The following is a 24,514-nucleotide window of genomic DNA, read 5'->3' on the forward strand; positions in this document are numbered from 1 at the left end:
GACCCATTGCGGCCACTTCCTGACCGCGATGGCCGCAGACTCAGCGCATGGCGAACACCAGCTCGCGCACCCTGCGCCTGCTCTCCCTGCTGCAGACCCGGCGCTGGTGGCCCGGACCGCTGCTCGCGGAACGTCTCGACGTGTCGCCGCGGACCCTGCGCCGCGACGTCGACCGGCTCCGCGAGCTCGGCTACCCCGTGGACGCCGCGCCCGGGGTCGAGGGCGGGTACGCGCTCGCGGCCGGGACCGCCCTGCCGCCGCTGGTCGTCGACGACGAGGAGGCCATGGCGCTCGCGGTGGCGATCCAGTCCCAGCTGGTCGCCGGCACCGGGGGAGAGGCGGCCGTCCGCGCGTTCACGAAGGTGGTGCAGGTGATGCCGCGCCGGCTGCGGCTCCGCCTCGACGCCGTGCAGGCCGCGACCACGCCGGCGCGGTGGGGCGACGAGCCGACCGAGCACCTCGACCACGAGGTGCTCGCCGTGCTCGCTCTCGCCTGCCGCGACGGTGAACGCGTCCGCTTCAGCTACGCGACGGTGTCCCGAGGGTCCTCCTTCCGGCGCCTGGAGCCCTTGCGGCTCGTGCCGCTCGGCCGACGCTGGTACCTCGTCGGCTACGACCTGGACCGGGCGGACTGGCGGACGTTCCGGATCGACCGGATCAGCGCCGCGGAGGGGACCGGGGTGCCCTTCGCGCCGCGTACGCCGCCCTTCGACGACGTCGCCGCGTTCGTCCTCGCCGGCGTGCAGGGGGCCGAGGCCCGCGGTGCCGGGACCCATGAGGTCGAGGCGGTCGTCGAGGCCCCGGCGGCCGCGGTGACCGCACGGATCGGGGGCTGGGCCCGGGTCGAGGAACGGACCGACCAGACGTGCACGTTCCGGATGGAGACCGACGACCTCGGGCGCGCACTGATCGCCCTTGCCATGATCGGCGCCCCCTTCACCGTCGTCCGCCCGCCCGAGCTCGCCACAAGGGTCCGGGCCTGGGCCGACCGCTTCACCGCTGCCGCGCGGAACTCGGAGGCTGCCGCCGTCGCGCACGACTAGGCTCGACCGTCGTGGCTCGCATCCTGACCGCTGTCGCCTGGCCGTACGCGAACGGCCCCCGACACATCGGTCACGTCTCCGGTTTCGGTGTTCCCTCCGACGTCTTCAGCCGCTTCATGCGGATGAGCGGGCACGACGTCCTGATGGTGTCGGGCACGGACGAGTTCGGCACCCCGATCGGCGTCCAGGCCGAGCGCGAGGGGCTGACCAACCGCGAGGCGGCGGACAAGTACAACCGCGTGATCGTCGAGGACCTGCAGGGGCTCGGGCTCTCGTACGACCTCTTCACCCGCACGACGACGCTGAACCACGCGGCCGTCGTGCAGGAGCTGTTCCTCGCGCTGCACAAGAACGGCTACGTCGTGGCCAAGGTGCAGATGGGTGCGCTCAGCCCGTCCACCGGCCGCACCCTGCCGGACCGCTACATCGAGGGCACCTGCCCGATCTGCGGCTACGGCAGCGCGCGCGGCGACCAGTGCGACAACTGCGGCAACCAGCTCGACCCGATCGACCTGATCGACCCGAGGTCCAAGATCAACGGCGAGACGCCCGAGTTCGTCGAGACCGAGCACTTCTTCCTCGACCTGCCCTCGCTGGCCGGCTCGCTCAGTGCGTGGCTCGCGACCCGGACCGACTGGCGGCCCAACGTGCTCAAGTTCAGCGAGAACCTCATCGCCGAGCTCAAGCCGCGCGCCATCACCCGCGACATCGACTGGGGGGTGCCGATCCCGCTCGACGGCTGGCGCGACCAGCCGATGAAGCGGCTCTACGTCTGGTTCGACGCGGTGATCGGCTACCTCTCCGCCGCGATCGAGTGGGCGAAGCGGTCGGGCGACCCCGAGGCCTGGCGCCAGTGGTGGACCGACCCCGAGGCCCGGAGCTACTACTTCATGGGCAAGGACAACATCGTCTTCCACTCGGTGATCTGGCCGGGCATCCTGCTCGGGCAGAACGGCGAGGGCGACCACGGCGGCGAACCGGGCGGCTTCGGCGTGCTCGACCTGCCCAGCGAGGTCGTCTCGAGCGAGTACCTGACGATGAGCGGCGCGAAGTTCTCCACCAGCCGCAACCAGGTCATCTACGTGGGCGACTTCCTGCGCGAGTTCGGCCCGGACGCGCTGCGCTACTTCATCGCCGTCGCGGGTCCGGAGACCACCGACTCCGACTTCACCTGGGACGAGTTCGTGCGCCGCACCAACTTCGAGCTGGCGAACGAGTGGGGCAACCTGGTCAACCGCTCGATCTCGCTGGCCTGGAAGAACAACGGGGCGATCCCGGAGCCGGGCGAGCTGCACGACGTCGACCGCGCGCTGCTGGAGACCGCGGCGCAGTCGTACGAGACGGTCGGCGGCCTGCTCGGGCGCAACCGGTTCAAGGCCGCGATCAGCGAGGCGATGCGGCTGGTGCAGTCGGCCAACCGCTACCTCTCCGAGACCGAGCCGTGGAAGCTCAAGGACGACCCGGCCCGGCGCGACACCGTCCTGCACACCGCGCTCCAGGTCGTCAGCGACGCGAACACGATGCTGACCCCGTTCCTGCCGCACGCGGCGCAGAAGGTGTTCGAGGCGCTGGGCGGCGAGGGAGTGTGGGCCGCGCAGCCGGAGATCCGGACGGTCGCCGAGGAGGGCGGCCCGGACTACCCGGTGCTGATGGGCGACTACGCGAACGAGCAGGCCGTCTGGGCCAGCCGCCCGATCGTCGTCGGCACGCCCCTGGTCAAGCCGACGCCGCTGTTCACCAAGCTCGACGAGGAGCTCGGCCGGACGGGTCCCTCCTGGGCCCCAATTGCCCCTCCCGCCTGACCGGCGTCAACCTCTCCCAAGCCGAGTCCCCTCTGGCCTCAGGACTTTCACGTCAACGTGAAAGTCCGGTACTCACCACGGCAGATATGCCGTGGTAAGTGCCGGTTTTTCACGTGAACGTGAAAGTCCTGTGACTCGCGCTCCGGTACGGGGGAGCGTGCCGGAAGCGGACGCCAGGGCAGGAGGCGCACCTGCGCGTACGAGGGTCGCGTCCTAGCATCAGACGCATGACCGACGTCGCTCAGACCAGGCCCGGACCGTCCCTCGAGGGCCTCGACGAGGAGGCCCGCGCGATCGTCGCGGGGCTCTACGGCGACGGGATCGTCGCGCGCCAGGGAGCCTTCTCCACCGCGTGGGTCGACCAGCTGAACGAGGACGTGCTGGCCGCGTTCGAGGAGGCCCGGCAGCGCGAGGGCGGGGCGGTCAGCCGTGGCCCGAACCGCTACTACGTCGAGGTGCACCCCGAGCAGCTGCGGGGCTTCGTCGACCTGGTGACGCACCCATGGGTGACGAAGGTCTGCGAGACCGTGCTGGGGCCCGACTACGAGATCGTGGAGATCGGCTTCGACATCCCCTTCGCCGGGGCCAAGGACCAGCCGTGGCACCGCGACTTCCCGTCGCCGCCGGAGACGTACGAGCAGGGCCGGCTCACCTCGCTCGCCTTCAACGTGACCACGGTCGACACCACCGAGGACATGGGTCCCTTCAACATCTCGCTGGGCACCCAGTTCGAGGCCGGGCTCGAGTTCGACCACCAGCAGTTCCCGGACCGCGCCGAGTGGCCGCGCTACGAGGCGGGCAGCGTCTACAAGACGCCCCAGCGTGGCGACGTCTCGGCCCGCTCCGCCCTGACGATCCACCGCGGCACGGCGAACCGCTCCGAGCTCGCCCGCCCCGTCGTCGTCCTGGGCGTCGACGCGCCGGGCGCCGGGCACGACGCGCTGCACGACCCGATGGTCACGCGGGCCTTCCACGACGCGCTGCCGCCCGAGCTGCGCCGCCACCTGCACGCGCGCGTGGTGGACGAGCTCGTGCCGATCGTGCAGAAGCACGACATCGAGGGCCTGGTGATGGGGTAGGCCCCCGAGCTCCCCGAACGCCCCGCCGTACGCGGTCCCGCCTCGTACGGTGGGCTCGTGACCGCGCCGACCCTCTCGCCCCTGCCCGACGCCCTGCTGACCCTGCTGCGCGGGACCGCGCCCTGCTTCGTCGCGACAGTGATGCCCGACGGCTCGCCGCAGCTGACCGAGACCTGGGTCGACACCGACGGCGAGCACGTGGTGATCAACACCGTCGAGGGCTTCCAGAAGGTGCGCAACCTGCGCCGCGACCCCCGCGTCTCGCTCAACGTCTGCGACCCGACGGACGTCAGCCGCTACTACGAGGTCCGCGGGCACGTCGTCGACATCACCGCCGAGGGCGGCTGGGAGCACATCGAGCAGCTCTCGCAGCGCTACACCGGCGGTCCGTACCAGAACTACGGCGGCCGCCCGAGCGTCCGCCTGATCGTCACGATTGCCGTCGACAAGGTGCGTTCGCCCTACTGAGCCCGGCCCGCGGGTCGCCCGCAGGCTTCGTCCGCTAGACTATACATAGTCAGGCTAACGAACGAGAGCGAAGGACCGCGGTGATGACCGGCACGACGACCACGACGAGGAGCGCGGAAGCGCCCCCCAGCATCCTGCGGCAGCCGAAGTCGGTCTGGGCCGTGGCGTTCGCGTGCGTCATCGCGTTCATGGGGATCGGCCTCGTCGACCCGATCCTGCCGGCGATCAGCGCCCAGCTCGGCGCCACGACGGCCCAGACGGAGCTGCTGTTCACCAGCTATCTGCTCGTCACCGGCCTCGCGATGTTCTTCACGAGCTTCGTCTCCAGCCGGCTCGGCGCCAAGCCCACGCTGCTCGTCGGTCTGGCCCTGATCGTGCTCTTCGCCGCGCTGGCCGGCGCGAGCGGCTCGGTGAACGAGGTCATCGGCTTCCGGGCGGGCTGGGGGCTCGGGAACGCGCTGTTCATCTCGACCGCGCTGGCCACGATCGTCGGCGCGGCGAGCGGCGGCGCCGACCGCGCGATCATCCTGTACGAGGCCGCGCTCGGCCTGGGCATCGCCATCGGCCCCCTGCTGGGTGGAGCGCTGGGCAGCATCAGCTGGCGGGGGCCGTTCTTCGGCACTGCAGTGCTGATGGGCGTCGGGCTGCTGGCCATCGTCGTGCTGCTGGGGAAGATCCCCGCGCCGACCACTCGGGTGCCGCTGTCCGCCACGTTCCGAGCGCTGCGGAACCCGGCGCTGCTGACCCTCGGGCTGACGGCGCTCTTCTACAACTTCGGCTTCTTCTCCCTCCTCGCCTACACGCCCTTCCCGCTCGAGACCGCGGCGAAGAGCGCCGGCTACGCCGACTTCGGCGCGCACGAGCTCGGCCTGATCTTCTGCGGCTGGGGGCTGTGCGTGGCCATCACCTCGGTCTTCGTCGCGCCGCGGCTGACGGCCCGTCTCGGGCGGCAGCGGACCCTCTACGCGATGCTCGTGCTGCTGGCCCTCGACCTGGCCGCGATGGCCGTGCTCGTGGACCGGCTCTGGGTGCTGGTCGGCTGCACCATCGGGGGCGGCCTCTTCCTCGGCGTGATGAACACGGTGCTGACGGAGTCGGCCATGGAGGCCACGGAGCTGCCCCGCGCCGTCGCCTCGTCGACCTACTCCGGCATCCGCTTCGTCGGAGGCGCCATCGCCCCGGCCCTGGCCGGCGTGCTGGCCGCGGCCATCAGCCCGGCCGCTCCGTACGTGGTCGGCGCGGCTGCGCTCGTCGTCGCGATCGGCGTCCTGCTGGTCGGTCGGCAGCACCTGGCGCACCTCGACGCCCACCCCGAGCCGGAGCCGGTGGACGAGCAGGCGGCCGTCCTCACCGCCGCCGACAGCTGAGCGGCCCGCGGATCGTCGTACCCCTGGGGAGCGCTAGTCGCGGAACGCGGTGACCACCGCGGCCATGTCGTCGGCACCGTGCCCCTGCGCGGCGGCGGCGTCGAAGCAGGCCACGACCGCCTCGGTCAGCGTCGTCCGGGTCCCGGACTGCTCCTCGACGGCCCGGATCAGCCCCAGGTCCTTGCGGACCCCGTCGAGCGCGAACGACGCCGGGTACGCGTCCTTCAGCATCATCGCGCCCTTCAGGTGCACGTACGGCGAGTCGCTCGCACCCCCGTCGAGGGCGTCCAGGAACAGCTGCGGGTCGAGCCCGAGCTGCGTGGCCAGCCCGACGGACTGACCCACCGCGGCGGTCAGGGTCCCGACGAACGCGTTGCAGACGAGCTTGAGCGCCGACCCGCGGCCGGGCTCGGTGCCAACCCAGATGGTCTTCGACCCCATGGCCTCGAACGCGGGGGCCACCCGCTCGCGCAGCTCCTTGGCGCCCGACGCCAGGAAGACCAGCGCGCCCTGCTCCGCCGGCTGCTTCGTCCCCAGCACCGGGGCGTCGACGAACGGGGCGCCGAAGCGGCTCGCCAGGTCGGCGACACGTTCCGTCCCCTCCGGCCCGATGGTGCTGCACTGCACCCAGACCGCCCCGTTCCCGGTCGCGGGGAGCGCCTCGGCCATGACCTCGAGCACGGCCTCGGTGTCGAAGAGCATCACCAGCACGACGTCGGCATCGGCGACCGCCTCGGCCGCGGTCGCGTACACCCGGGCGCCGTCGTCGGCCAGCGGTTCCGCCTTGTCGCGGGTGCGGTTCCACGCGTTCACCTCGATGTCGGCCCGCCGCAGCGACCGCACCATCCCCGCACCCATGACACCCGTCCCCAGGACCGCTGCTCGCATGCTCGTCATCCTTCCAGGGCTCCGGGGGCGACGGATGTGGGCTTCGGGCTGCGAAGGGCTCAGGGATCTCTTAGGGTTCCTATGCGCGGGGGCGACGGGCTCCCGCCTCAGCTCGAGGAGCCCCGTGTCCGATCTCGTGTCCGTCGCTGACGCCGCCGTCGTCCAGCGCCGCCGCTTCCTGCGCGGAGGGGCCCTGGCGGCTGCCGCCGCTGGAGGCGCCGTGCTGGCGACCGCCTCGTCCGCGGTCCCCGCCTCTGCCGCGACCGGGGACGACCTCAAGCTCGGCGCGCTCAACGACGCGGGCACGGCCACGACCGGCCTGAGCACCAGCGGCGAGAAGGTCGCGGCGCTCCAGCTGACCAACGCCAACGGCGCCACGTTGCGGCTGACCTCGTACGGCGAAGAGGTCGGCGACCTCGACCTGCCGATCGGGTCGATCGTCAACAGCGACTACGGCCCCTACATCAGCGTCTCGGACGGGGAGGGCGGCACGTACCTCAGCTATCTCGCCACCGCGGACGACGTCACGGCCCTGACGACGACCGCACCTGTCCAGCCGCGCCGGATCTGGGACTCGAAGGCCAAGAAGGGCACCGTCGTCGGCAAGTCGTCGTCCAAGGCGATCGACTCCAAGGGTCGGCTGGTGAAGGGCGAGTGGGTCGACCTCCGGGTCGCCGGGACGAACGAGGAGACCTCGCCGGTCGCGGCGTTCCTGACCCTGGCCAGCAGCGGGTCGAGCAAGGACGGCTTCTTCAGCGCCTACCTCCCCGGGGACCGGCCGACCGGGACGGTCTCGGCCTTCTTCCTCAAGGGCAAGACGATGTCCGGGACGGCGTACGCGGCGCTGGGGGTCGACGGCACGTCCTTCACGGTGCGCGTCTACGCGTCCCAGACGACGTACGTCACCGTCGACCTGAGCGGGCTGACGAGCTACGGCTTCCCCGGGCCCGACTACACCGGGGCGGCAGACGTGCGTCGGTCCGGTTCCTCGGCCCGTCGGGCTGCCGTCCGCAAGGCGCGCCGGGCCCGATGACCTGAGCCGGTCGCTGCCCCGGTCCTCGGACCAGGTCCGGGGCGGCGATCTGGCCAAATGTCAGCGCGGCACTCAGGTCTCTCTTATCGTTCGGGACGCGAGATATCCGCCCTCGCTTCCCCCGAACCCCCAGGAGCACTAATGTCCGACGTCCTCTCCGCCGCCGACGAAGCCGTCCTCCAGCGCCGCGGCTTCCTCCGAGGTGGAGCCCTGCTGGCGGCGGCAGCCGGTGGCGCTGTCGCGGCGAGCGCCACCAGTGCGCTCCCGGCCAGCGCAGCACCGTTGCCCTTCGGCGGGGCGTCGATCACGATCCCCGTCCCGCCGCAGCGGCTGCTCGACACGCGGAGCGCCGAGGGCCTGAAGGCCATCGTGGCGTCCTCCAAGGGGGCGCTGGACTCCAAGAACCGCCTCAAGGGGGGTGCCTGGATCGACGTGGCCGTCGCGACGACCGCCGAGGACCCGGAGCTGGACCTCGTCGCGGTGTTCGTCAACCTCAAGAGCCTCGCCTCGACCAAGGGCGGCTCGCTCGTGGTGAGCGAACCGGGCGAGAAGCCGACGGGCACGACGGTCACCTACCGCAAGGATGAGACGACCACGAACAGCGCGTTCGTCGGGCTCGGGACCACCGGCGACAGCTACACGGTCCGGATCTTCGCGACCTCCACCAGCCACGTCACGCTCGACCTGACCGGTGGCGAGCTCTTCTTCGACTCCTCCGTGCCCGTCATCGACGGGCGGAGCGCCAAGCGGACGAGCGCGACCCGCCTGCAGAAGGCGGTTCAGGCCGTCGAGCGCTGACCGAGCGCCCTGGTCTCGGGGCAGGCTCCGTCTCGGCTGCGACCAGCCGGGGCGGAGCACGTCCGGTCCTTCGACCGTCGCGCCACACTGGTGGCGTGGCCGTGCCGGAGGACAAGACCTGCGCGAGCTGCGGCCGTCGGATCGAGTGGCGGCAGAAGTGGGCCAAGAACTGGGACGACGTGCGCTACTGCAGCGACGCCTGCCGCCGTCGCAAGCTCACCTCGGTGGACGTCCGGCTGGAGGAGCTGCTCCGTGTGCTCGTCCGCAAGGGCGGCCGGCAGGGCGTCGACCCCGACGACGCCGCCCGCTGCGTCGACCCACAGGCGTGGCAGGCGCTGCACGAGCCCGCCCGCCGTGCCGCCCGTCGGCTCGTGGCGGCCGAGGTCGCGGTGATGGTGCAGAACGGACGGGTCGTCGACCCGTCGACGGCGAAGGGCGCCGTTCGGATCCGTCCGGCCTGAGCCCGCCGTTCGGGTCTTGCCCGGTGTGGTAAAACGTTTAAGAGAGCCTGGCTAAGCAAGCGGTCGGGTCTCGGGCTGCTGGCCGCGACGAAGCCGCCTCGCCCGTCCCCGTCGTCGAGCCCGATCGAGACCCCGCCACGTCTGCCGCACGCACGTCCACCCGCCTGCCCGTCGCCCTCGTCCTGCACCACCGGTTCTACCGGTCGGCGCTCCTCGCCCTCCTGCTGTCCGGGATGGCGACGTCCGCCGCGGTCCCGCAGCTCACGACGTTCTTCGTCACCGAGCTCGGTGCGACGCTGCCGCAGGCCGGGCTCTACTACCTCACCAACGTCACCGCGCCGGTCGTCGGCTTCGCGCTGGGCCGGCTGTCGGACCAGCGCCCGGACCGGCTGACCCTCTTCCGCCTGGGCGCCGTCGTCGGCGCGGTGGGCTGGACCGCCATGGGTCTCGTCACCTCGCTCTGGATGCCGTTCGTCATCAGCGTCGTCGCGCTCGGCGTCGCCGGGGCAGCCGGGGCCCAGGTGTACGCGGCCGTCCGCGACGAGCTGAGCCGCCGTACGGCCGAGCTCGCTCCCGGGCTGGACGTCCAGGTCATCTCCACCGTGCGGATGGGCTTCACCCTCGGCTGGGTCGTCGGGCCGGTCCTCGGCACGGTCGTCGGCAGCGTCCTGGGGCTGCGCGCCGTGCTCTTCATGACCGCCGCGCTCTCGCTCCTGCAGCTCGTCCCGATGATCGGGGTGCGGGCGCCGCGCTTCGTGGCGCCCACCGCGCCGGGCGTCGCTCCGACCCGGCGGGGTTCCCGACGGGCCCTGCTGCCGCTGCTCGCCTTCTGCGGGCTGGTGATGGTCGCGGCCAGCGGGGACACGGTCAAGTTCGCCTACCTGCCGCTCTACATGAGCGAGCAGCTCCACCTCCCGGCGGCGGTCCGGGGCGGCGTCATCGCCCTGCAACCCGTCTGCGAGCTGGCGCTCATGCCGCTGGCGGCGCGGCTGGCCGGCCGGTACGGACCGATGAAGGTCGTCATGGCGGGCACGGTCTGCGCCGTCGCCGCGCACCTCTGCTACGCGACGAGCACGACCGTGGTCGGCCTCGTCGTCGCCCAGGTGCTGCTCTCCGCGATGTGGGCCGGGATGGCCGGCCTCGGGGTGTCCGTGGCCCAGGAGCTCTACCCGAGCGGGGTCGGCGTGGCGTCGTCGACGTTCATGAGCTCGCTGGTCTTCTCCTCGACCTTCGGCGGGCTGCTCGGCAGCGCGTTCGTCTCCGGCCTCGGGATCCCGGGGGTCTTCGTGGTCCCCGCCGTGCTCAGCGCGCTCGCGCTGGTCGGGATGGCGGTCCTGGCTCGCCGCCTCGGCCGCCGTACGCAGGCGCCGGTCGAGGACCTGGTCGGCGCGGGCGTCTAGCGCTCAGGCGCGGGTGCCGCGCACGACGGCGAGCGCCTCGCCGAAGCCGACCGGGCGGCAGCCGTACGCCAGGGCGTGGGCGCGCAGTGCCGGCTCGGCCCGGAACAGGGCCAGCCCGCGCCGGAGGAGGACCGGGACCGGCTTGCGGTGCTCGGAGACGTCGCGGACGAAGCGGAAGAGCAGGGTCTGCAGGCGGGGCCGGTCGAGGTAGATCGCGTCCATCTCCAGGCCGGCCGCGCGGCAGGCCGGGACGAGGTCCGGGGCGAAGAGGCCTTCGGCCACGAACGTCGCTGCGTCCCCGAGCTCGACCGTGCGCAGCCCCGTACGGCGGCTGGTCGCGATGTCGTAGACGGGCACCTCCGCGGACCCGGTCCGGCAGAGCGACACCAGCGCCGCGAGCGCCGCCCCGGCGTCCCAGCTGCCCGGGTCGTCCCAGTCGACGGCGGGGGCCTCGTCGGCCCCCACCGTGGTGGTCGTCCGGGGGTTGGCCGGGTCGTCCTCGTCGCGGTAGAAGTCGTCGAGGTTGACCCGCGGGCAGGCGACCACGGAGACGAGCCGGGACTTGCCGCTCCCCGAGGGACCGGCGAGCAGGACGAGCGCGGGCACCGGGCGATCCTAGGCCCGCCCGGCGCCCGCGGGATCAGGCCGAGACGCGCGCCACCGAGCGCTCGAGGGCGGTGACGGCCTCGTCGAGCTCCTCCGCCGTGACGACCAGCGCCGGGCGGAAGCGGATGGAACGTTCGCCGCAGGGGAGGGCGACGACCTGCTCGTGCTCGAAGAGGTCCACGACCACGGAGTCGCGGGTCGTCCGGTCGGCGAGGTCGACGGCGGCGAAGAGGCCGCGCCCGCGCGGGTTGTCCATGACCGGCGAGCCGGCCGCGACGCGCTGCAGCCCCGCGAGGAGGTGCTCGCCCATGGCCGCGGCGTGCTCGAAGAGCCCGTCCGACTCCATGATCTCGAGCATCCGGCGAGACCGGACCATGTCGACCAGGCCGCCGCCCCAGGTGGAGTTGATCCGGCCCTGGACGACGAAGACGTTCTGCTCGACCTCGTCCACCCGGCCGCCGGCCATGATCCCGCCGACCTGCGCCTTCTTGGAGAACGCGACGACGTCGGGAGTCACGCCGAGCTGCTGGTAGGCCCACGCGTTGCCGGTCGTGCCGACGCCGGTCTGCACCTCGTCGAAGATCATCAGGGCGTCGTGGTCGTGGGCGAGCTGCTTCATCCGCGCGAAGAACTCGGGCCGGACGTGGTTGTCGCCGCCCTCGCCCTGGATCGGCTCGGCGATGAAGGCGGCGATGTCGTGCGGGTGGGCCCGGAACGCGCGCTCGGCCTGCTCCAGCGCGTGCGCCTCGGCGGCCTCGACCTCGTCCAGGTGGTCGGCGAGCGGGAAGCGCACGGCGGGCACGTCGATGCGCGGCCAGTCGAACTTCGGGAAGCGGTCGGTCTTGTTCGGCTCGGTGTTGGTCAGCGACATCGTGTAGCCGCTGCGCCCGTGGAACGCCCGGCTCAGGTGCATGATCTTGGTCCCGAGCTCACGGCTGCGGCCGTGGGACTCGTTCCAGCGGCTCTTCCAGTCGAACGCGACCTTGAGCGCGTTCTCGACGGCGAGCGCCCCGCCCTCGACGAAGAACAGGTGCGGCAGGGCCGGATCGCCCAGCACCCGCGCGAACGTCGCGACGAAGTCGGCGTACGCGGTGCTGTAGACGTCCGGGTTGGCCGGCTTGTGCAGCGCGACCTGGCCGAGCTCGGCGACGAAGCTCGGGTCGTCGGCCAGGCCGGGGTGGTTGAAGCCCAGCGGCGACGACGCGAAGAACGTGTAGAGGTCGAGGTAGCGCCGACCCGTGCGGGAGTCGACGATGCGCGAGCCGCGGCTGCGCTCGAGGTCGACGACGAGGGCGGCGGGGTCGGTCAGGAGGTGCGTGGCGAGCACCTCGTGCACCTCGGCGGGCGTCAGTCGGGTCTGTTCGGCCATGTCTGCTCCTTGGGTCGTGTCTGGCAGAAAGATATCCTGCCAGACCAGAGGAGCGCGGGAAAATCGGCGGGTGAGGCCCCGTACGACAAGAGTTAACCCGGCTGTGGCGGGACCGTCACGTGGGCGGCAGGGCGGCTCGGGGGTCGGCCAGCGGGAACTCGGGGTCCGGGGCGAGCGAGCCGTCGGGTGCGATGTGGTCGAAGATCTGGTGCACCAGCGTCAGGACGTGCGGGTCGTCGACCGTGTAGATCTGCCGGCGGCCGTCCCGGCGGGCGCTGACCAGCCCGGCGAGCCGGAGCTTGGTCAGGTGCTGGCTGGCCGTGGCGATGCTCACCCCGGCCTTCTCCGAGAGGGTGCCGACGTCGTGCTCCCCGGCGGCGGCCAGGGCGACCAGGTGCAGCCGCACCGGCGTCCCGAGCAGGGCGAACGTCCGGGCGGCGACGTCGAGCTGGTCACCGGTGGGCTCGGTCGTCACCCCCTGATCATGCCCGCCGCCCACCCCGGGTCAGGCGTCCGTGGCTCGCGTCACGTCACTTCGATACTTGCGCGAACGACGAAACGTGACAGGGTGGGGGCATGCGCGCGCTCCGACCGGTCCTCCTCTGCCTGCTGCTGGCGGTCCCTGCGGTCGCCCTGCGGCTCACCGGGACCGAGGTGGCCCCGGGCGTGGCCCTGCTGACGTTCGGGATCGCGGTCGTGGCGTCGTCGTTCGTGCTGGCCTGGGCGGCCGAGGCGGCCGAGGTCGACATCGCGGGCGGGCTGGCCATCGCCGTGCTCGCCGTGATCGCCGTGCTGCCCGAGTACGCGGTCGACCTCTACTTCGCCTACACCGCCGGCTCGCGCCCCGAGTACGTGCAGTTCGCCGCCGCCAACATGACCGGCTCGAACCGCCTGCTCCTCGGCCTCGGCTGGTCGCTCGTCGTGCTGCTGGCCCTCTACGTGGCCCGGCGGCGCACCGGCCGCCCGGTGAAGGAGCTCGTCCTCGACCCCGCGTACCGCATCGAGATCGGGTTCCTCGCGCTCGCGTCGCTGCTCGCGCTCGTCGTGCCCGCGACCGGGGAGATCCACCTCTGGCTGGGGCTCGTCCTGCTCGGTGTCTTCGTCTTCTACCTGGTCCGCATGGCGCGCTCGGGCTCCGACGACGAGCACGACCTCGTCGGACCCGCGGCCCGGATCGGCGCCCTGCCCACCCGCACGCGACGCATCACGGTGGTGGCCATGTTCGTGGTGGCCGCGCTGGTCATCCTGGCCTCGGCCGAGCCGTTCGCCGACGCCCTGGTGCACAGCGGCCAGGCGCTGGGGATCGACCAGTTCCTGCTCGTGCAGTGGCTCGCGCCGCTGTCCTCGGAGGCGCCGGAGCTGATCATCGCGATGATCTTCGCGCTGCGGGGCAAGGGCGGGGCCGCCCTCGGCCTGCTCGTGTCGGCCAAGGTCAACCAGTGGACGCTGCTCGTCGGCAGCCTGCCGATCGCCTACCTCGCCGGCGGCGGCTCGACCAGCCTGGTGCTGGACTCCCGCCAGGTCGAGGAGTTCGCCCTGACCGTCGCGCAGACCCTGATGGGGATCGCGGTGCTGATCACGCTGCGCTTCCCGCGCTGGGCCGCGTGGACCCTGCTGGCGCTGTTCGGGATCCAGTTCGGCGTGCCCGGGACGGGTGGCCGGCTGGTCCTGACCGGCGTCTACCTCGTGCTCGCAACGGTCGCGCTGGTGATCAACCGGCACAGCGTCCTGCCCACCCTCGCCGCGCCGTTCCGGCGGACGCAGAGCGTCGTCAGCGCGGCTGCGGCGGACGTCAGAGAGCTTCAGCCGAGCGGATCGGCGGGTCGGTAGGCCTCGCCCACCCCGGCCACGCCGGTCGCTGCCGCGGGAGGCAGCGCGCGACGAGGTCCAGCGCCGCCCGGACCGACGGGCGGGTCGAGGGGTCGGGCGCGGTGAGGCGCTCGACCGCGTCGGCCAGCGCGGCCGAGCCCGGACCCGGCCAACGTCGGGCCAGGGTCTCGCGGAGCACCGCGCCCACGCCGTAGACGTCCATGGCCGCGCTGACCGGCTCGCACGCCTCCATCTCGGGGCTGGCGTAGCCGAGCGTCCCCACGGGACGGCCCGCGGGCTGGCGGCTGCCCAGGCGACGGGAGCTGCCGAGATCGATCAGCACGGCGTGGCCGTCGCGGACCACGACGTTGGCGGGGGTGACGTCGAGGTGGGCGACCCCGCGGGCGTGCAGGGGCAGGAGCGCGCTGAGCAGCTGGCTGCCCAGCAGCGCCGCCGCCCCCGCGGGGATACGACGACGAGCCAGCAGGTCGTCGAGGTCGGAGCCGCCGACGTGCTCCTGCACGACGTACGGCAGCCCGGCGCCGAGGTCGTGGCGGTAGAGGTGCGGGAGGTGCGGGTGGAGGATGCCCTCCAGCGCCCGGACCTCGCGGCCGAGGGACGCCCGGGCGCGCGGGTGGTCGACCTGGTGCGGCCGCGGGAGCTTGACCACGACCGGGGCCCACAGGAGCCCGCACCAGCCCAGCCACGCCTCGCAGCGGCCACCGACCCCCAGCCGGCGCCACGCCTGCACGTCCGGGACCAGGGGTGCTCCCTCCGCCACGACCCAGACCGGGTCGCCGTCGTCGTCGACCTCGGTCGTCGAGGTCCGCTGCTCGACCGTCATCGCCTGCTCTTCCTCGTCAGAGATCTGGGGTGCCCCTCGTGCGTAGGACGGGCCGTCCCGGGGTGGGGACGGCCCGTCGGGTGCGTCAGGAGCGCGAACGGCTCCGGCTCCGGCTGCGGCTCCGGCTGCGCGAGCGGCCGTGCTTCCGGTCGGCCACGAGGGCCTTGATGCGGATGATCTTCATGCGTGTTCACCTCCTCGTGAGCTGGTGGACTGGTCGGACGTGCTGGCGAGCGGGCGTTCCCGGGGTCCGGGGCTGACCGCCCGACCCGTCAGGAGCGCGAACGGCTGCGGCTGCGGGACCGGCTGCGGCTGCGCGAGCGGCCGTGCTTCCGGTCGGCCGCGAGGCGCTTGATGCGGATGATCATGAGGTCATCACCCCCTCCCGGGTCTCGTGGCGGGCGACGGCACCGAGCGGTGCGGTCGAGCTCTGGGTCAGGTGGACGATGCGGTCGGCGACGCGCGCCAGGGCCGGGTCATGGGTCACCAGGAGGGTCGTGCGCCGGGCGGTCGTGGCCCGGACCGCGTCGATCACGTGCGCCGCGGAGGCCGCGTCGAGCGAGGCGGTCGGCTCGTCGAGCAGCACCAGCCGGGCCGGCGAGACGGCGGCCCGCGCCAGGGCGACCCGGCGTCGCTGACCGCCCGACAGCCGCAGGCCGCCCTCGCCCAGCGGGGTGTCGTAGGCCAGCGGCAGCCGGTCCACGAACTCGTCCACGTGGGTCCGGGCGCACGCCTCGACGACCTGGGCCCGGGTCGCGGTCCGCGACCCGAAGGCGACGTTCTGGGCGAGGGTCGCGTCCAGCAGCCAGGGGTCCTGCGGCACGTAGGCGATCTGCTCGCGGACGCTCTGCCGGGTCCAGCGGCGCAGGTCGGTGCCGTCGACCAGGATCGTCCCGGTCTCGGGGTCCCACAGCCGGAGGAGCAGCAGGAGCAGGGTGCTCTTGCCGACCCCGCTCGGGCCGAACAGGCACACGGTCTCGCCGCGCTCGATCGTCAGGTCCACGTCCGCGAGCACCGGGCGCCCGGGCTCGTAGCCGAACCCGACCCCCCGGAACTCCACCGGCCCGAGCAGCGCCGGGGCCACCACGGCCCCGGCCGCGTCGGGTCCCTCCGGCTCGGCCTCGAGGACGTCGTTGATCCGGTCGGCGCTCGCGCCGGCCCGGGCCCAGACGCCGGACAGGCGGGTGAGGGCGCGGACGGGGGAGTAGAGGTCGCGCAGGTAGCCGAGCACCACGAGCAGGCCGCCCGTGCTCAGCGACCCGTTAGTGACCTGGAGGCCGCCGGCGACCAGGACCAGGGCGGCGCCGAGCGCCAGCACGAGGTCGGCGTACGGGGTCCAGCGGGTCTCGACGTCGACGGCGGCGACGTTCGTCCGGAGCAGGTCGGCGTTCGTGCTGCCGAAGTCGCCGACCGCGCGGTCGACGCGGCCGAAGGCCTGGACGGCGACGACGTTGCGGAGCAGGTCGGTCGCCGTCGTGCTCAGCCGACCGGCCGCGGAACGGGCCGCGACCTGGCTGGAGCGGACGCGACGGCGCTGGTGGACGGCCAGCACCGCGAGCAGCGGGACGACGAGCAGGCCGAGCAGCGCGAGCCACGGGTCGAGCGCGACCAGGACGACGGTGACGCCGACGAGCATGAGCACGTCGGGCACGAGGCTGAGCGTCGTGGCCGCGACCGCGTCGAGGACCCGGCCGACGTCCGAGGTGAGCCGGGAGACGACCTCGGCGCTGCGGGTGCCCGCGTGCCAGCGCAGGGAGAGCCGCAGGCTGCGGCTGAGGACGTCGTGGCGCAGACCGGCACCCAGCCGCTCGGCCGTCCGCTCGGCGGAGCGGGTCGCGCCGAGGTCGAGCAGGCTGACCAGCACGCTGGTGAGGAGCGTCGTGACCCCGGCGCCGACCAGCAGGAGCGCGGGGTCGACGCCGGCGAGGACGGGCGGGATGCCGTCACGCTCGATGGCCCAGTCGACGGCGAGCGCCAGCGGCCAGGGCCGGGCGAGCTCCGCCCCCACCTGCAGCACCGACAGGCCGCAGGAGGCGACCAGCGCACGACGGTGCGTTCGGGCCGGCTCCACGACGAGGCGGAGGAGGGAGGAGGTGCTCACGGCATCCACACTCGGTCGGGCCCGGTGCAGCCCGCCATCGGACCTTCGGGCTAGTCCGATCGTCCGACGGCGCGGGGACGTCCGCGGGCTTACGCTCGCTGACCATGGTCGATCCACGACGGCGACGGCGCGCCGACCCGCAGGCGCCCGTGTCCGTGGCCGGCCTCGTGCTGCGGTTCAGCCTGGCCGGGCTCGTGGTGATGGCGCTGCTGGGGACGGTGCTGGCCGTGCTCGCCCGGCAGGCGGGGACCGAGCAGGCGGTCGACTCGGCCCGTCAGGTGGCGTACGTCGCCGGGCGAGGCATCGCCGAGCCCCGCCTCACCGACGCGGTGCTCGCCGGCGACCCCGCGGCCCTGCGTGCGCTCGACGTCGACCTGCACCGCTACGTGCTGCAGGGCTCGCTGGTGCGGGTCAAGCTCTGGCGTGCCGACGGGCGCATCCTCTACTCCGACGAGCCGCGCCTGGTGGGGCAGGGCTTCCCGCTCCAGGAGGACGAGACGGAGGCGCTCGAGCAGGGGCTCGTCGACTCCGAGATCAGCGACCTCTCGGCACCCGAGAACGTCTACGAGCGGCCGTTCGGCAAGCTGCTCGAGGTGTACGTCGGACTCACCTCCGCCAGCGGGGAGCGGCTGCTCTTCGAGGCGTACTTCCGCTACGACGCCGTGGTCACCGCCGCCGAGGCGCAGTGGCGCAAGTACGCGCCGCCCACGCTGGCCGGGCTCCTCGCGCTCCAGCTGGTGCAGATCCCGTTCGCCTGGTCGCTCGCCCGCCGGCTCCAGCGTCAGCAGCGCGAGCGTCAGCGCCTGCTCCAGCGGGCGGTCGACGCCTCCCAGGTGGAGCGACGTCGCATCGCCGGGGACCTGCACGACGGCGTCGTCCAGGACCTGACCGGCCTCACGTACGCCCTCGACGCGGCGCGACTCGGTCCCGACCGGCCGGACGGGCACCGCGAGCTGGTCGGTCGGGCGGCGAAGCAGCTGCGGGCCAGCGTCGCGGACCTGCGCACGCTGCTGGTCGAGATCTACCCGCCGGACCTCGCCGTCGAGGGGCTGCCCGCCGCGCTGACCGATCTCGCCGCGGGGCTGGAGCGCGCGGGTCTCCGCGTGGACCTCGACGTCGAGGACTCCGCCGACCTGCCGCTGGACGTGGCGTCGGTGCTCTTCCGCAGCGGGCAGGAGGTGCTGCGCAACGTCGTCGCGCACAGCGACGCCCGGCACGTCGCCCTGCAGGCCGGTCGGCGCGACGGGGTGGCGAGCCTCGTGGTGGACGACGACGGCCGCGGCTTCGACGCGGCGGACCTCGACCGCCGCTTCGCCGAGGGGCACATCGGGCTGCGGTCGCTGGGCGACCTGATCGACGACTCGGGGGGCACGTTGTCCGTCCGCTCCGCCCCGGGCCAGGGGACGCGCGTCGAGATCGTGGTGCCGGTCGCATGAACGGAACCGGCACCGTCTCCGTGCTGCTGGTCGACGACCACGCCATCGTCCGCGGCGGGCTGCGCGCGCTGCTCTCGACGACCACCGACCTCGTGGTCGTGGGGGAGGCGGGCGACGCCGACGAGGCGGTCCGCCTCGCCCGGGAGCTGCGACCCGACGTCGTGCTGATGGACCTGTCCATGCCCGGGACCGACGGCGTCCGGGCCACGGCGGCCCTGCTGGTCGTGCACCCGGAGGCCCACGTCCTCGTCCTGACCTCGTTGGCCGAGCAGCGCTGGATCCTCGACGCGCTCGAGGCCGGGGCCGAGGGCTACCTCCTCAAGCACAGCGAGCCCGAGGTGATCATGGCCGGCATCCGCGAGGTCGTCGCCGGCGGCTCGCCGTTGGACCCGAAGGCCGCCCGGACGCTCCTGACCAGCCGGCGGTCGGCGCCGGTCCCCGCGTCGACCCGGGCGACCTCGCCGTTGAGCGAGCGCGAGGAGGAGGTGCTGGCCATGGTCGCGGAGGGGCTGCCCAACAAGACGATCGGGCGCCGGCTCGGCATCACCGAGCGCACGGTCAAGGCACACCTCACGAACGTCTTCGCCCGGCTGGGCGTCGCCGACCGCACCCAGGCCGCCCTGTGGCACCAGCGGCGGGACCTGGACGCCGGGTCCTGAGCGCCCCGACCGCGGGCAGGTACTAGCACCTTGGTCCAGCAGACAGCGGCGGTGCACCCGAGGACGCTGGAGGGATGAGCAGGCCCACCCCACCCGTCGACCCCGCACCGGACGTCCGCGGGAGGACCGTGGTGTGGTCGGCGGGCTCGTCCCCGACGCGTGGTCGCAGAGGCTCCGGAAGCGCGTGGCGCGCCGCCGGTCTCGTCCTGGCCTCGGTCGCCGCCGTCCTCACCCTCGCGTACGCGGTGCAGGCCTGGCACGTCATCGCGCCGCCGACCGCGGGAGCCTCCGTCCCCCTGTGGCTGCCGGACGCGCTGCCCGTCGACGAGGCCCGGGCGGTCGACGCCTCCAGGCCGTCGTCGCGGCCGTCCCCGGTCCCCACCGCCGGCCGCGTGTCCCCGGCACCGGTGACCGCCCCCACCTCGGGGCCGCACCCCGTGGCGCCTCGTAGCAGCGAGGCGCACCACGCGGACCGGACGGCGACGGCGGGGCCACGGGCCCTCCGGCGGCTCGTCGTCCGGCTCCCGCTTGGCCTCCGGCTCGGACGACTCCCACCGTCCGACGAGGCACTCGACCTCCTCCTCGAGCGGCCACGGCGGCGGGTCCGACGACGAGGGGTCGAGCGGCTCGTCGGGCGGCGGTGCCGATCACCACGGGTCGAGCGGTGGGGGTGGTGCCGACGACGGTGGCTCGGGCCGCGGCAGCTCGGGGAGCGGGCACTCGAGCGGCAAGGACGGCTCCGGCAAGGGCGGCTCCGACAAGGACGAGTCCGGCAAGGGTGAGTCCGGGAAGGGCCACTCCGGCAAGGACGCCGGCGGCGAGCGCGACGGCGGGAGCGGTGGGTCGGGCTCCTGACGTCCGCGGGTCGTAGTCCCATCGTCCACTGGCGGCTACGACCTCGACGTCTGGAGGATGGCCGGGCCGGCGAGACCTCGCCGCCAGCCCCCCCGAACCCAGGAGCCTCCCGTGCCCCTCGCCCGCCCCCTCGTGCCCGCCCTGCGTGCCGCCCTCGTGGCCACCACCGTCCTCGCCACCGCCGCGCTCGGCGTGGCGACCGCCCCGACCGCCTCGGCCAAGGCGGACCCGACCGGCGACTTCGCCGTGACCGTCAACGGCACCACCTACAACCCCGCGCCGGGCAAGGACGTCAAGCTCAAGGACGTCACCCCCTCGGGACGGATCGCCGTACGCGGCGTCAACGTCCGCTTCGACCTCGACGTGTCGACCTTCGGCGTCTACGACTACACGCTGACCGGAGCACCTTCGGCCGACCGCATGGTCACCACGCCGACCGTCGTCTTCGCGTCGAAGGTGCCCACCCTGACCGCAGCCCAGCGCTCCGGCGCGCGGCTGTCGCAGCTCGAGGTCAGGGACGACACCCTCACCGCGATCCTCACCACCTCGGCCGGCAAGCTCAAGGTCCAGGCAAAGGACGCCCCGGCCGGCGGCATCTTCCAGATGGAGCCGGAGTTCGCCGGTCCGGTGACGCTGACCCACGTGCTCGGCCCGAACCTGTTCTACTTCGTCAACCCGTACACCAACAAGATCAACTTCGGCGACGGCCTGGACCCGGTGACCTCCGGCAGCGGTGCGCACCAGATGCTGCTCGGCAAGGACAGCCCCCAGGTGGCGACGAAGACGAGCCAGGACCGGACCACCACGACGTGGGTCGTCCAGCCCGGCGGACGCCTGGGTGGGGTTCTGGGCGAGGACGCCATCGAGCTCTCGGCGGGCGCCACGAATTGCACCAGCCAGTGCCAGGCGCAGAACCAGGTCCGTGGCTCGCTGCCCGTCCCGCCGCTGCCGACGAACCCGACCCCGATCGGCGGCTGACGCGCCGGCGCTCAGCCCAGGCCGAGCGCGGCCGACATCTCCTGCCGCAGGCGGGTCAGCGTCCCGCTGGCCCGCCTGCGGTCGTCCTCGAGGCCCCGGGTCTGGTCGAGCGGTACCCGCGCCTCGAGGTAGGCCTTGAGCTTGGGCTCGGTCCCGGAGGGCCGGACGACCACCCGGACGGTCGCGCCCTCGAGCCGGACGGCGTCGGTCGGCGGCAGGTCACCCAGGCCCCCCGACAGGTCGGTCACCGCGACCGGCTCGCCGACGAGCGTCGCGGGCGGCCGGGCCCGCAGCCGGGCCATCGCCTGCGTGATCTGGTCGAGGTCCTCGACCCGGACCGAGAGCTGACCGGTCAGCACGACGCCGTACGTCGTCGCGATCTCGTCGAGGCGTTCCGCCAGGGTCGACCCGGCCGCCTTGAGCGCGGAGGTCAGGGCCAGCACCCGGACGAGCGCGGTCATGCCGTCCTTGTCGTGGACCGCGGCGGGGTCGACGCAGTAGCCGATCGCCTCCTCGTAGCCGAAGGCCAGCCCCGGCACACGCCCGATCCACTTGAAGCCGGTCAGCGTCGTGGCGCTCGGCTGCCCGTACGCCGCCGCCACCGTGGCCAGCTGCGTGCTGGAGACGACCGAGCACGCGTACGTGCCGGTGGTCCCGCGGCGCAGCGCGTCCTCGCCGAGCAGCACACCGAGCTCGTCGCCGGTCAGCATCCGCCAGCCCGACCCCGGGAACGAGGCGGCGACGGCGCAGCGGTCGGCGTCGGGGTCGTTCGCCACGACCACGTCGGCGTCGACCCGTTCGCCGAGGGCGAGGGCGAGGTCGATCGCGCCGGGCTCCTCGGGGTTGGGGAAGGCGACGGTGGGGAAGTCCGGGTCGGGCTCGGCCTGCTCGGCCACGACCGACGGCGCGCCGAAGCCGGCCCGGGCCACGACGTCGAGCACGAGGCCGCCGCCCACCCCGTGCAGCGGTGTGTAGGCCCAGCGCAGCGCGCGGGGGGCGTCCGCGTCGACGAGCGAGGCCGCGCGGGCGGCGTAGGCGTCGAGCAGCGGGGCGCCGACGCGGGCGTACGCGTCGCTGCGCCGGACGTGGCCGAGCGGGTGGCGGGCCACGTCGTCGATGCGGGCGGCGATCTCGGCGTCCGCGGGCGGCACGATCTGGGAGCCGTCGGCGAGGTAGACCTTGTAGCCGTTGTCCTCGCGGGGGTTGTGCGACGCGGTGACGACGACGCCGGCGACGCAGCCGAGGTGCAGGATGCCGAAGGCCACGACCGGGGTCGGCACGGGACCCGCGGTCACCACGGCCTCGAACCCGGCGGCCGCCAGCACCTCGCCGGTGTCGCGGGCGAACCGTTCCGAGCCGTGCCGGGCGTCGTAGCCGACCAGCACCTTCGTGCCGTGCGCGTCGCGCAGCGCGACCTGGTCGCGCAGGTAGGCGGCGAGGCCGGCCGCGGCCTGGGTGACGACGACGCGGTTCATGCGGTTCGGGCCGGGACCGAGCCGGCCGCGCAGCCCGGCGGTGCCGAAGGCGAGCCGACCGGTGAACGACTCGGTCAGCTCGGCGAGGGCCTGGGCGTCGCCGCTCTCGGCCGACTGCAGCAGCCGTTCGGCCTCGGCGCGGGTCTGCGGGTCGGGGTCCTGCGCGGACCAGGCCTCGACGGCCTCGCGCAGGGTCGGCGGGACGGTGCTCACGCGGACCTCCTCAGAGCGCGGCGGCGATGCCGGCGAGCAGGCTCCGGAGGCGCGGTGCGGCGGCGGCGCCGGCCTCGAGCACCTCCTCGTGGTGCAGCGGCGTGGGGGAGATGCCGGCGGCCAGGTTGGTCACCAGGCTCAGCCCGAGCACCTCCGCGCCGAGCTCGCGGGCGGCGATGGTCTCGAGGCCCGTCGACATCCCGACGAGGTCGGCGCCGAGCACGCCGGCCATGAGGACCTCCGACGGGGTCTCGAAGGACGGGCCGTGGAACTGCGCGTAGACGCCCTCGGGCAGGCCGGGGTCGACGGTGCGGGCGAGGTCGCGCAGCCGCTTCGAGTAGCCCTCGGTCATGTCGATGAACCGGGCCCCGACGAGCGGGTTGGCCCCGGTGAGGTTGATGTGGTCGCGCATCAGCACGACGGTGCCGGCGGGACGGTCGAGCTTGAGCCCGCCGCAGCCGTTGGTCAGCACGACGGTCGTCGCACCTGCGGCGATCGCGGTGCGGACGCCGTGCACGACCGGCGCGACGCCCCGGCCCTCGTAGTAGTGCGTGCGTCCGGTGAGCACCGCGGCCGTCTTGCCGGACGCCGTCCGGACGATCCGCAGCAGCCCGCCGTGGCCGATCACCACCGGTGCGCTGAAGCCGGGCAGGTCGCCCAGCGGGCAGCTCCCGATCTCCTCGCCGAGGTCGTCTGACGCCGCCGCCCAGCCCGAGCCGAGCGTGAACGACACGTCGATCCCGTCGATCCCGAAGCGCTCCCGGATCGCCTGCGCGGCCTGGTTCGCGAGCTCGTACGGGTCGGGTCCGGTCGGCGAAGGCATGGGTCGACCCTAGCGACGTACGTTCCCGGAGCCCGCCCAAGGGTTCAGAAGGCGTTGACGCCCGCCAGCTCGACCGAGAGGTCCCACAGCCAGGCCGCCTGCTCGGGGTCGATCGCGTACGGCCGGACGCCCGGCTGGTCGTCGGTCGACACGCGGGCGACCTCGACGTCCTCGAGGTAGACGCCGCCGAGCCCGTCCAGCCGCGGGCTCGTCGCCGCCCACACCGTCGTCGCCGCGCCCTGCTCGGTGCTCTTGAAGTCGACGAGCGGGTGGCCGTTCGAGTCGATCCAGCCCAGCCCCTGCTGCTCCTCGCGCGAGAGGTGGCGCTGCAGCGGGGTCAGGATGCCGCCGGGGTGGAGGGCGAACGCCTGGACGCCCGACTCGGCGGCGAGCTCGTCCAGCCGGACGGCGAACAGCACGTTCGCGGTCTTGGCCTGCCCGTACGCCTCCCACTTGTCGTAGTCGCCGCGTGTGAACATCGGGTCGTCCCAGCGGATCGGGCTGCGCCGGTGGCCGGCCGACGAGACGGAGACCACGCGGCCAGCACCCGCGGCGATCAGCGGCCAGAGCCGGTTGACGAGGGCGAAGTGGCCGAGGTGGTTGGTGGCGAGCTGGGCCTCCCAGCCGGGGCCGACGCGGGTCTCGGGCGTGGCCATGATGCCGGCGTTGTCGATCATGAGGTCGATCGCGCGGCCCTGCGCGAGCACGCCATCGGCGAAGGCCTGGACGCTGCCCAGGTCTCCCAGGTCGAGGGTGCCGACGCTGGTGCGCTCGAGGCCCGCGAGTGCCTCCGCAGCGGCCTCGGGCCGCCGGGCGGGGACGAGCACGTCGGCGCCCGCGCTCACGAGGGCGCGGGTCGTCTCCAGCCCGATGCCGGAGTAGCCGCCGGTGACGACGGCGAGGCGGCCGGTGAGGTCGACGCCCTCGACGACCTCGGCGGCGGTGCTCTTGGCGCCGAAGCCGGAGCCGACGGGTTCCTGCGGGGTGCGGGTCCAGGTGTTCATGCC

General features: G+C 73.4%; 23 protein-coding genes. 14 read left to right on the forward strand and 9 right to left on the reverse strand.

Annotated elements, in window-relative coordinates:
• The first annotated feature begins 47 nt into the window (after positions 1 to 47).
• The 5 genes from FHX39_RS03010 (at position 48) to FHX39_RS03030 (ending at position 5,759) form a co-directional block, all read left to right on the forward strand.
• On the forward strand, positions 48 to 1,043 hold the full coding sequence (locus tag FHX39_RS03010) for a helix-turn-helix transcriptional regulator (protein ID WP_183336691.1): 996 nt from the start codon (positions 48 to 50) through the stop codon (positions 1,041 to 1,043).
• Between the two features lie 11 nt (positions 1,044 to 1,054).
• Positions 1,055 to 2,845 (forward strand): methionine--tRNA ligase, encoded by a 1,791-nt coding sequence (gene metG / locus FHX39_RS03015; RefSeq protein ID WP_408631478.1) that lies wholly within the window; start codon positions 1,055 to 1,057, stop codon positions 2,843 to 2,845.
• A gap of 227 nt (positions 2,846 to 3,072) precedes the next feature.
• Positions 3,073 to 3,924: a phytanoyl-CoA dioxygenase family protein gene (locus FHX39_RS03020; protein WP_183336693.1), complete on the forward strand. Its 852-nt coding sequence runs from the start codon at positions 3,073 to 3,075 to the stop codon at positions 3,922 to 3,924.
• A gap of 57 nt (positions 3,925 to 3,981) precedes the next feature.
• Positions 3,982 to 4,392 (forward strand): PPOX class F420-dependent oxidoreductase, encoded by a 411-nt coding sequence (locus tag FHX39_RS03025; protein ID WP_183336695.1) that lies wholly within the window; start codon positions 3,982 to 3,984, stop codon positions 4,390 to 4,392.
• Positions 4,393 to 4,523: 131 nt separating this feature from the next.
• Positions 4,524 to 5,759: an MFS transporter gene (locus tag FHX39_RS03030; RefSeq protein WP_332836928.1), complete on the forward strand. Its 1,236-nt coding sequence runs from the start codon at positions 4,524 to 4,526 to the stop codon at positions 5,757 to 5,759.
• A gap of 33 nt (positions 5,760 to 5,792) precedes the next feature.
• Here the strand turns inward: FHX39_RS03030 and FHX39_RS03035 are convergent, their stop codons facing one another.
• Positions 5,793 to 6,647, reverse strand: a complete 855-nt coding sequence (locus tag FHX39_RS03035; RefSeq protein ID WP_183336699.1) for an NAD(P)-dependent oxidoreductase — start codon at positions 6,645 to 6,647, stop codon at positions 5,793 to 5,795.
• A gap of 124 nt (positions 6,648 to 6,771) precedes the next feature.
• Here FHX39_RS03035 and FHX39_RS03040 point away from each other — a divergent pair, with 124 nt between their 5' ends.
• The 4 genes from FHX39_RS03040 (at position 6,772) to FHX39_RS03055 (ending at position 10,339) form a co-directional block, all read left to right on the forward strand.
• Positions 6,772 to 7,680 carry a hypothetical protein gene (locus FHX39_RS03040; protein ID WP_183336701.1) on the forward strand — a complete coding sequence of 303 codons (909 nt, stop codon included), beginning with the start codon at positions 6,772 to 6,774 and terminating at the stop codon, positions 7,678 to 7,680.
• Between the two features lie 141 nt (positions 7,681 to 7,821).
• On the forward strand, positions 7,822 to 8,478 hold the full coding sequence (locus FHX39_RS03045) for a hypothetical protein (RefSeq protein WP_183336703.1): 657 nt from the start codon (positions 7,822 to 7,824) through the stop codon (positions 8,476 to 8,478).
• A 95-nt stretch (positions 8,479 to 8,573) separates the two neighbouring features.
• Entirely contained in the window at positions 8,574 to 8,939 is a 366-nt protein-coding gene (locus FHX39_RS03050) for a DUF2256 domain-containing protein (protein WP_183336705.1), read from the forward strand.
• A gap of 221 nt (positions 8,940 to 9,160) precedes the next feature.
• Entirely contained in the window at positions 9,161 to 10,339 is a 1,179-nt protein-coding gene (locus FHX39_RS03055) for an MFS transporter (RefSeq protein WP_269778571.1), read from the forward strand.
• A 3-nt stretch (positions 10,340 to 10,342) separates the two neighbouring features.
• On the opposite strand, the gene FHX39_RS03060 is transcribed toward FHX39_RS03055, so the two are convergent.
• The 3 genes from FHX39_RS03060 to FHX39_RS03070 form a co-directional block, all read right to left on the reverse strand.
• Positions 10,343 to 10,945 (reverse strand): uridine kinase family protein, encoded by a 603-nt coding sequence (locus tag FHX39_RS03060; protein ID WP_183336709.1) that lies wholly within the window; start codon positions 10,943 to 10,945, stop codon positions 10,343 to 10,345.
• A gap of 34 nt (positions 10,946 to 10,979) precedes the next feature.
• The gene (gene lat / locus FHX39_RS03065) at positions 10,980 to 12,314 is read right to left on the reverse strand and encodes an L-lysine 6-transaminase (RefSeq protein ID WP_183336711.1); all 1,335 of its coding nucleotides are present in this window, start codon (positions 12,312 to 12,314) and stop codon (positions 10,980 to 10,982) included.
• A gap of 115 nt (positions 12,315 to 12,429) precedes the next feature.
• A complete protein-coding gene (locus FHX39_RS03070) occupies positions 12,430 to 12,789 on the reverse strand; it encodes an ArsR/SmtB family transcription factor (protein WP_183336713.1) in 360 nt (119 codons plus the stop codon).
• 101 nt (positions 12,790 to 12,890) lie between these two features.
• Between FHX39_RS03070 and FHX39_RS03075 the strand changes: the two genes are divergently transcribed.
• Positions 12,891 to 14,144 carry a sodium/calcium exchanger protein gene (locus FHX39_RS03075; RefSeq protein ID WP_183336715.1) on the forward strand — a complete coding sequence of 418 codons (1,254 nt, stop codon included), beginning with the start codon at positions 12,891 to 12,893 and terminating at the stop codon, positions 14,142 to 14,144.
• Here FHX39_RS03075 and FHX39_RS03080 read toward each other — a convergent pair.
• Positions 14,107 to 14,967: a serine/threonine-protein kinase gene (locus FHX39_RS03080; RefSeq protein WP_183336717.1), complete on the reverse strand. Its 861-nt coding sequence runs from the start codon at positions 14,965 to 14,967 to the stop codon at positions 14,107 to 14,109. The two genes, FHX39_RS03075 and FHX39_RS03080, sit on opposite strands and share 38 nt — an antisense overlap.
• A gap of 364 nt (positions 14,968 to 15,331) precedes the next feature.
• Complete coding sequence (locus FHX39_RS03085) at positions 15,332 to 17,068, reverse strand: ABC transporter ATP-binding protein (protein WP_183336719.1); 1,737 nt, start codon at positions 17,066 to 17,068, stop codon at positions 15,332 to 15,334.
• 104 nt (positions 17,069 to 17,172) lie between these two features.
• Here FHX39_RS03085 and FHX39_RS03090 point away from each other — a divergent pair, with 104 nt between their 5' ends.
• From FHX39_RS03090 to FHX39_RS03105, 4 genes are all read left to right on the forward strand, one after another.
• A complete protein-coding gene (locus FHX39_RS03090; protein ID WP_183336721.1) occupies positions 17,173 to 18,504 on the forward strand; it encodes a histidine kinase in 1,332 nt (443 codons plus the stop codon).
• A complete protein-coding gene (locus FHX39_RS03095) occupies positions 18,501 to 19,163 on the forward strand; it encodes a response regulator (RefSeq protein ID WP_183336723.1) in 663 nt (220 codons plus the stop codon). Before FHX39_RS03090 ends, FHX39_RS03095 begins: the two co-directional genes overlap by 4 nt.
• Positions 19,164 to 19,691: 528 nt before the next feature.
• The gene (locus FHX39_RS03100) at positions 19,692 to 20,018 is read left to right on the forward strand and encodes a hypothetical protein (protein ID WP_183336725.1); all 327 of its coding nucleotides are present in this window, start codon (positions 19,692 to 19,694) and stop codon (positions 20,016 to 20,018) included.
• Positions 20,019 to 20,129: 111 nt separating this feature from the next.
• Positions 20,130 to 20,996: a hypothetical protein gene (locus tag FHX39_RS03105; RefSeq protein WP_183336727.1), complete on the forward strand. Its 867-nt coding sequence runs from the start codon at positions 20,130 to 20,132 to the stop codon at positions 20,994 to 20,996.
• A gap of 11 nt (positions 20,997 to 21,007) precedes the next feature.
• Here the strand turns inward: FHX39_RS03105 and FHX39_RS03110 are convergent, their stop codons facing one another.
• From FHX39_RS03110 to FHX39_RS03120, 3 genes are read right to left on the reverse strand one after another with little or no spacing between them, the layout of a single operon-like run.
• Complete coding sequence (locus FHX39_RS03110; protein ID WP_183336729.1) at positions 21,008 to 22,684, reverse strand: phospho-sugar mutase; 1,677 nt, start codon at positions 22,682 to 22,684, stop codon at positions 21,008 to 21,010.
• 10 nt (positions 22,685 to 22,694) lie between these two features.
• A complete protein-coding gene (locus tag FHX39_RS03115) occupies positions 22,695 to 23,507 on the reverse strand; it encodes a purine-nucleoside phosphorylase (RefSeq protein WP_183336731.1) in 813 nt (270 codons plus the stop codon).
• A gap of 44 nt (positions 23,508 to 23,551) precedes the next feature.
• Positions 23,552 to 24,511: an SDR family NAD(P)-dependent oxidoreductase gene (locus tag FHX39_RS03120; protein ID WP_183336733.1), complete on the reverse strand. Its 960-nt coding sequence runs from the start codon at positions 24,509 to 24,511 to the stop codon at positions 23,552 to 23,554.
• Positions 24,512 to 24,514 lie beyond the last annotated feature (3 nt).

Source organism: Microlunatus antarcticus (assembly GCF_014193425.1).
GTDB lineage: Bacteria > Actinomycetota > Actinomycetes > Propionibacteriales > Propionibacteriaceae > Microlunatus > Microlunatus antarcticus.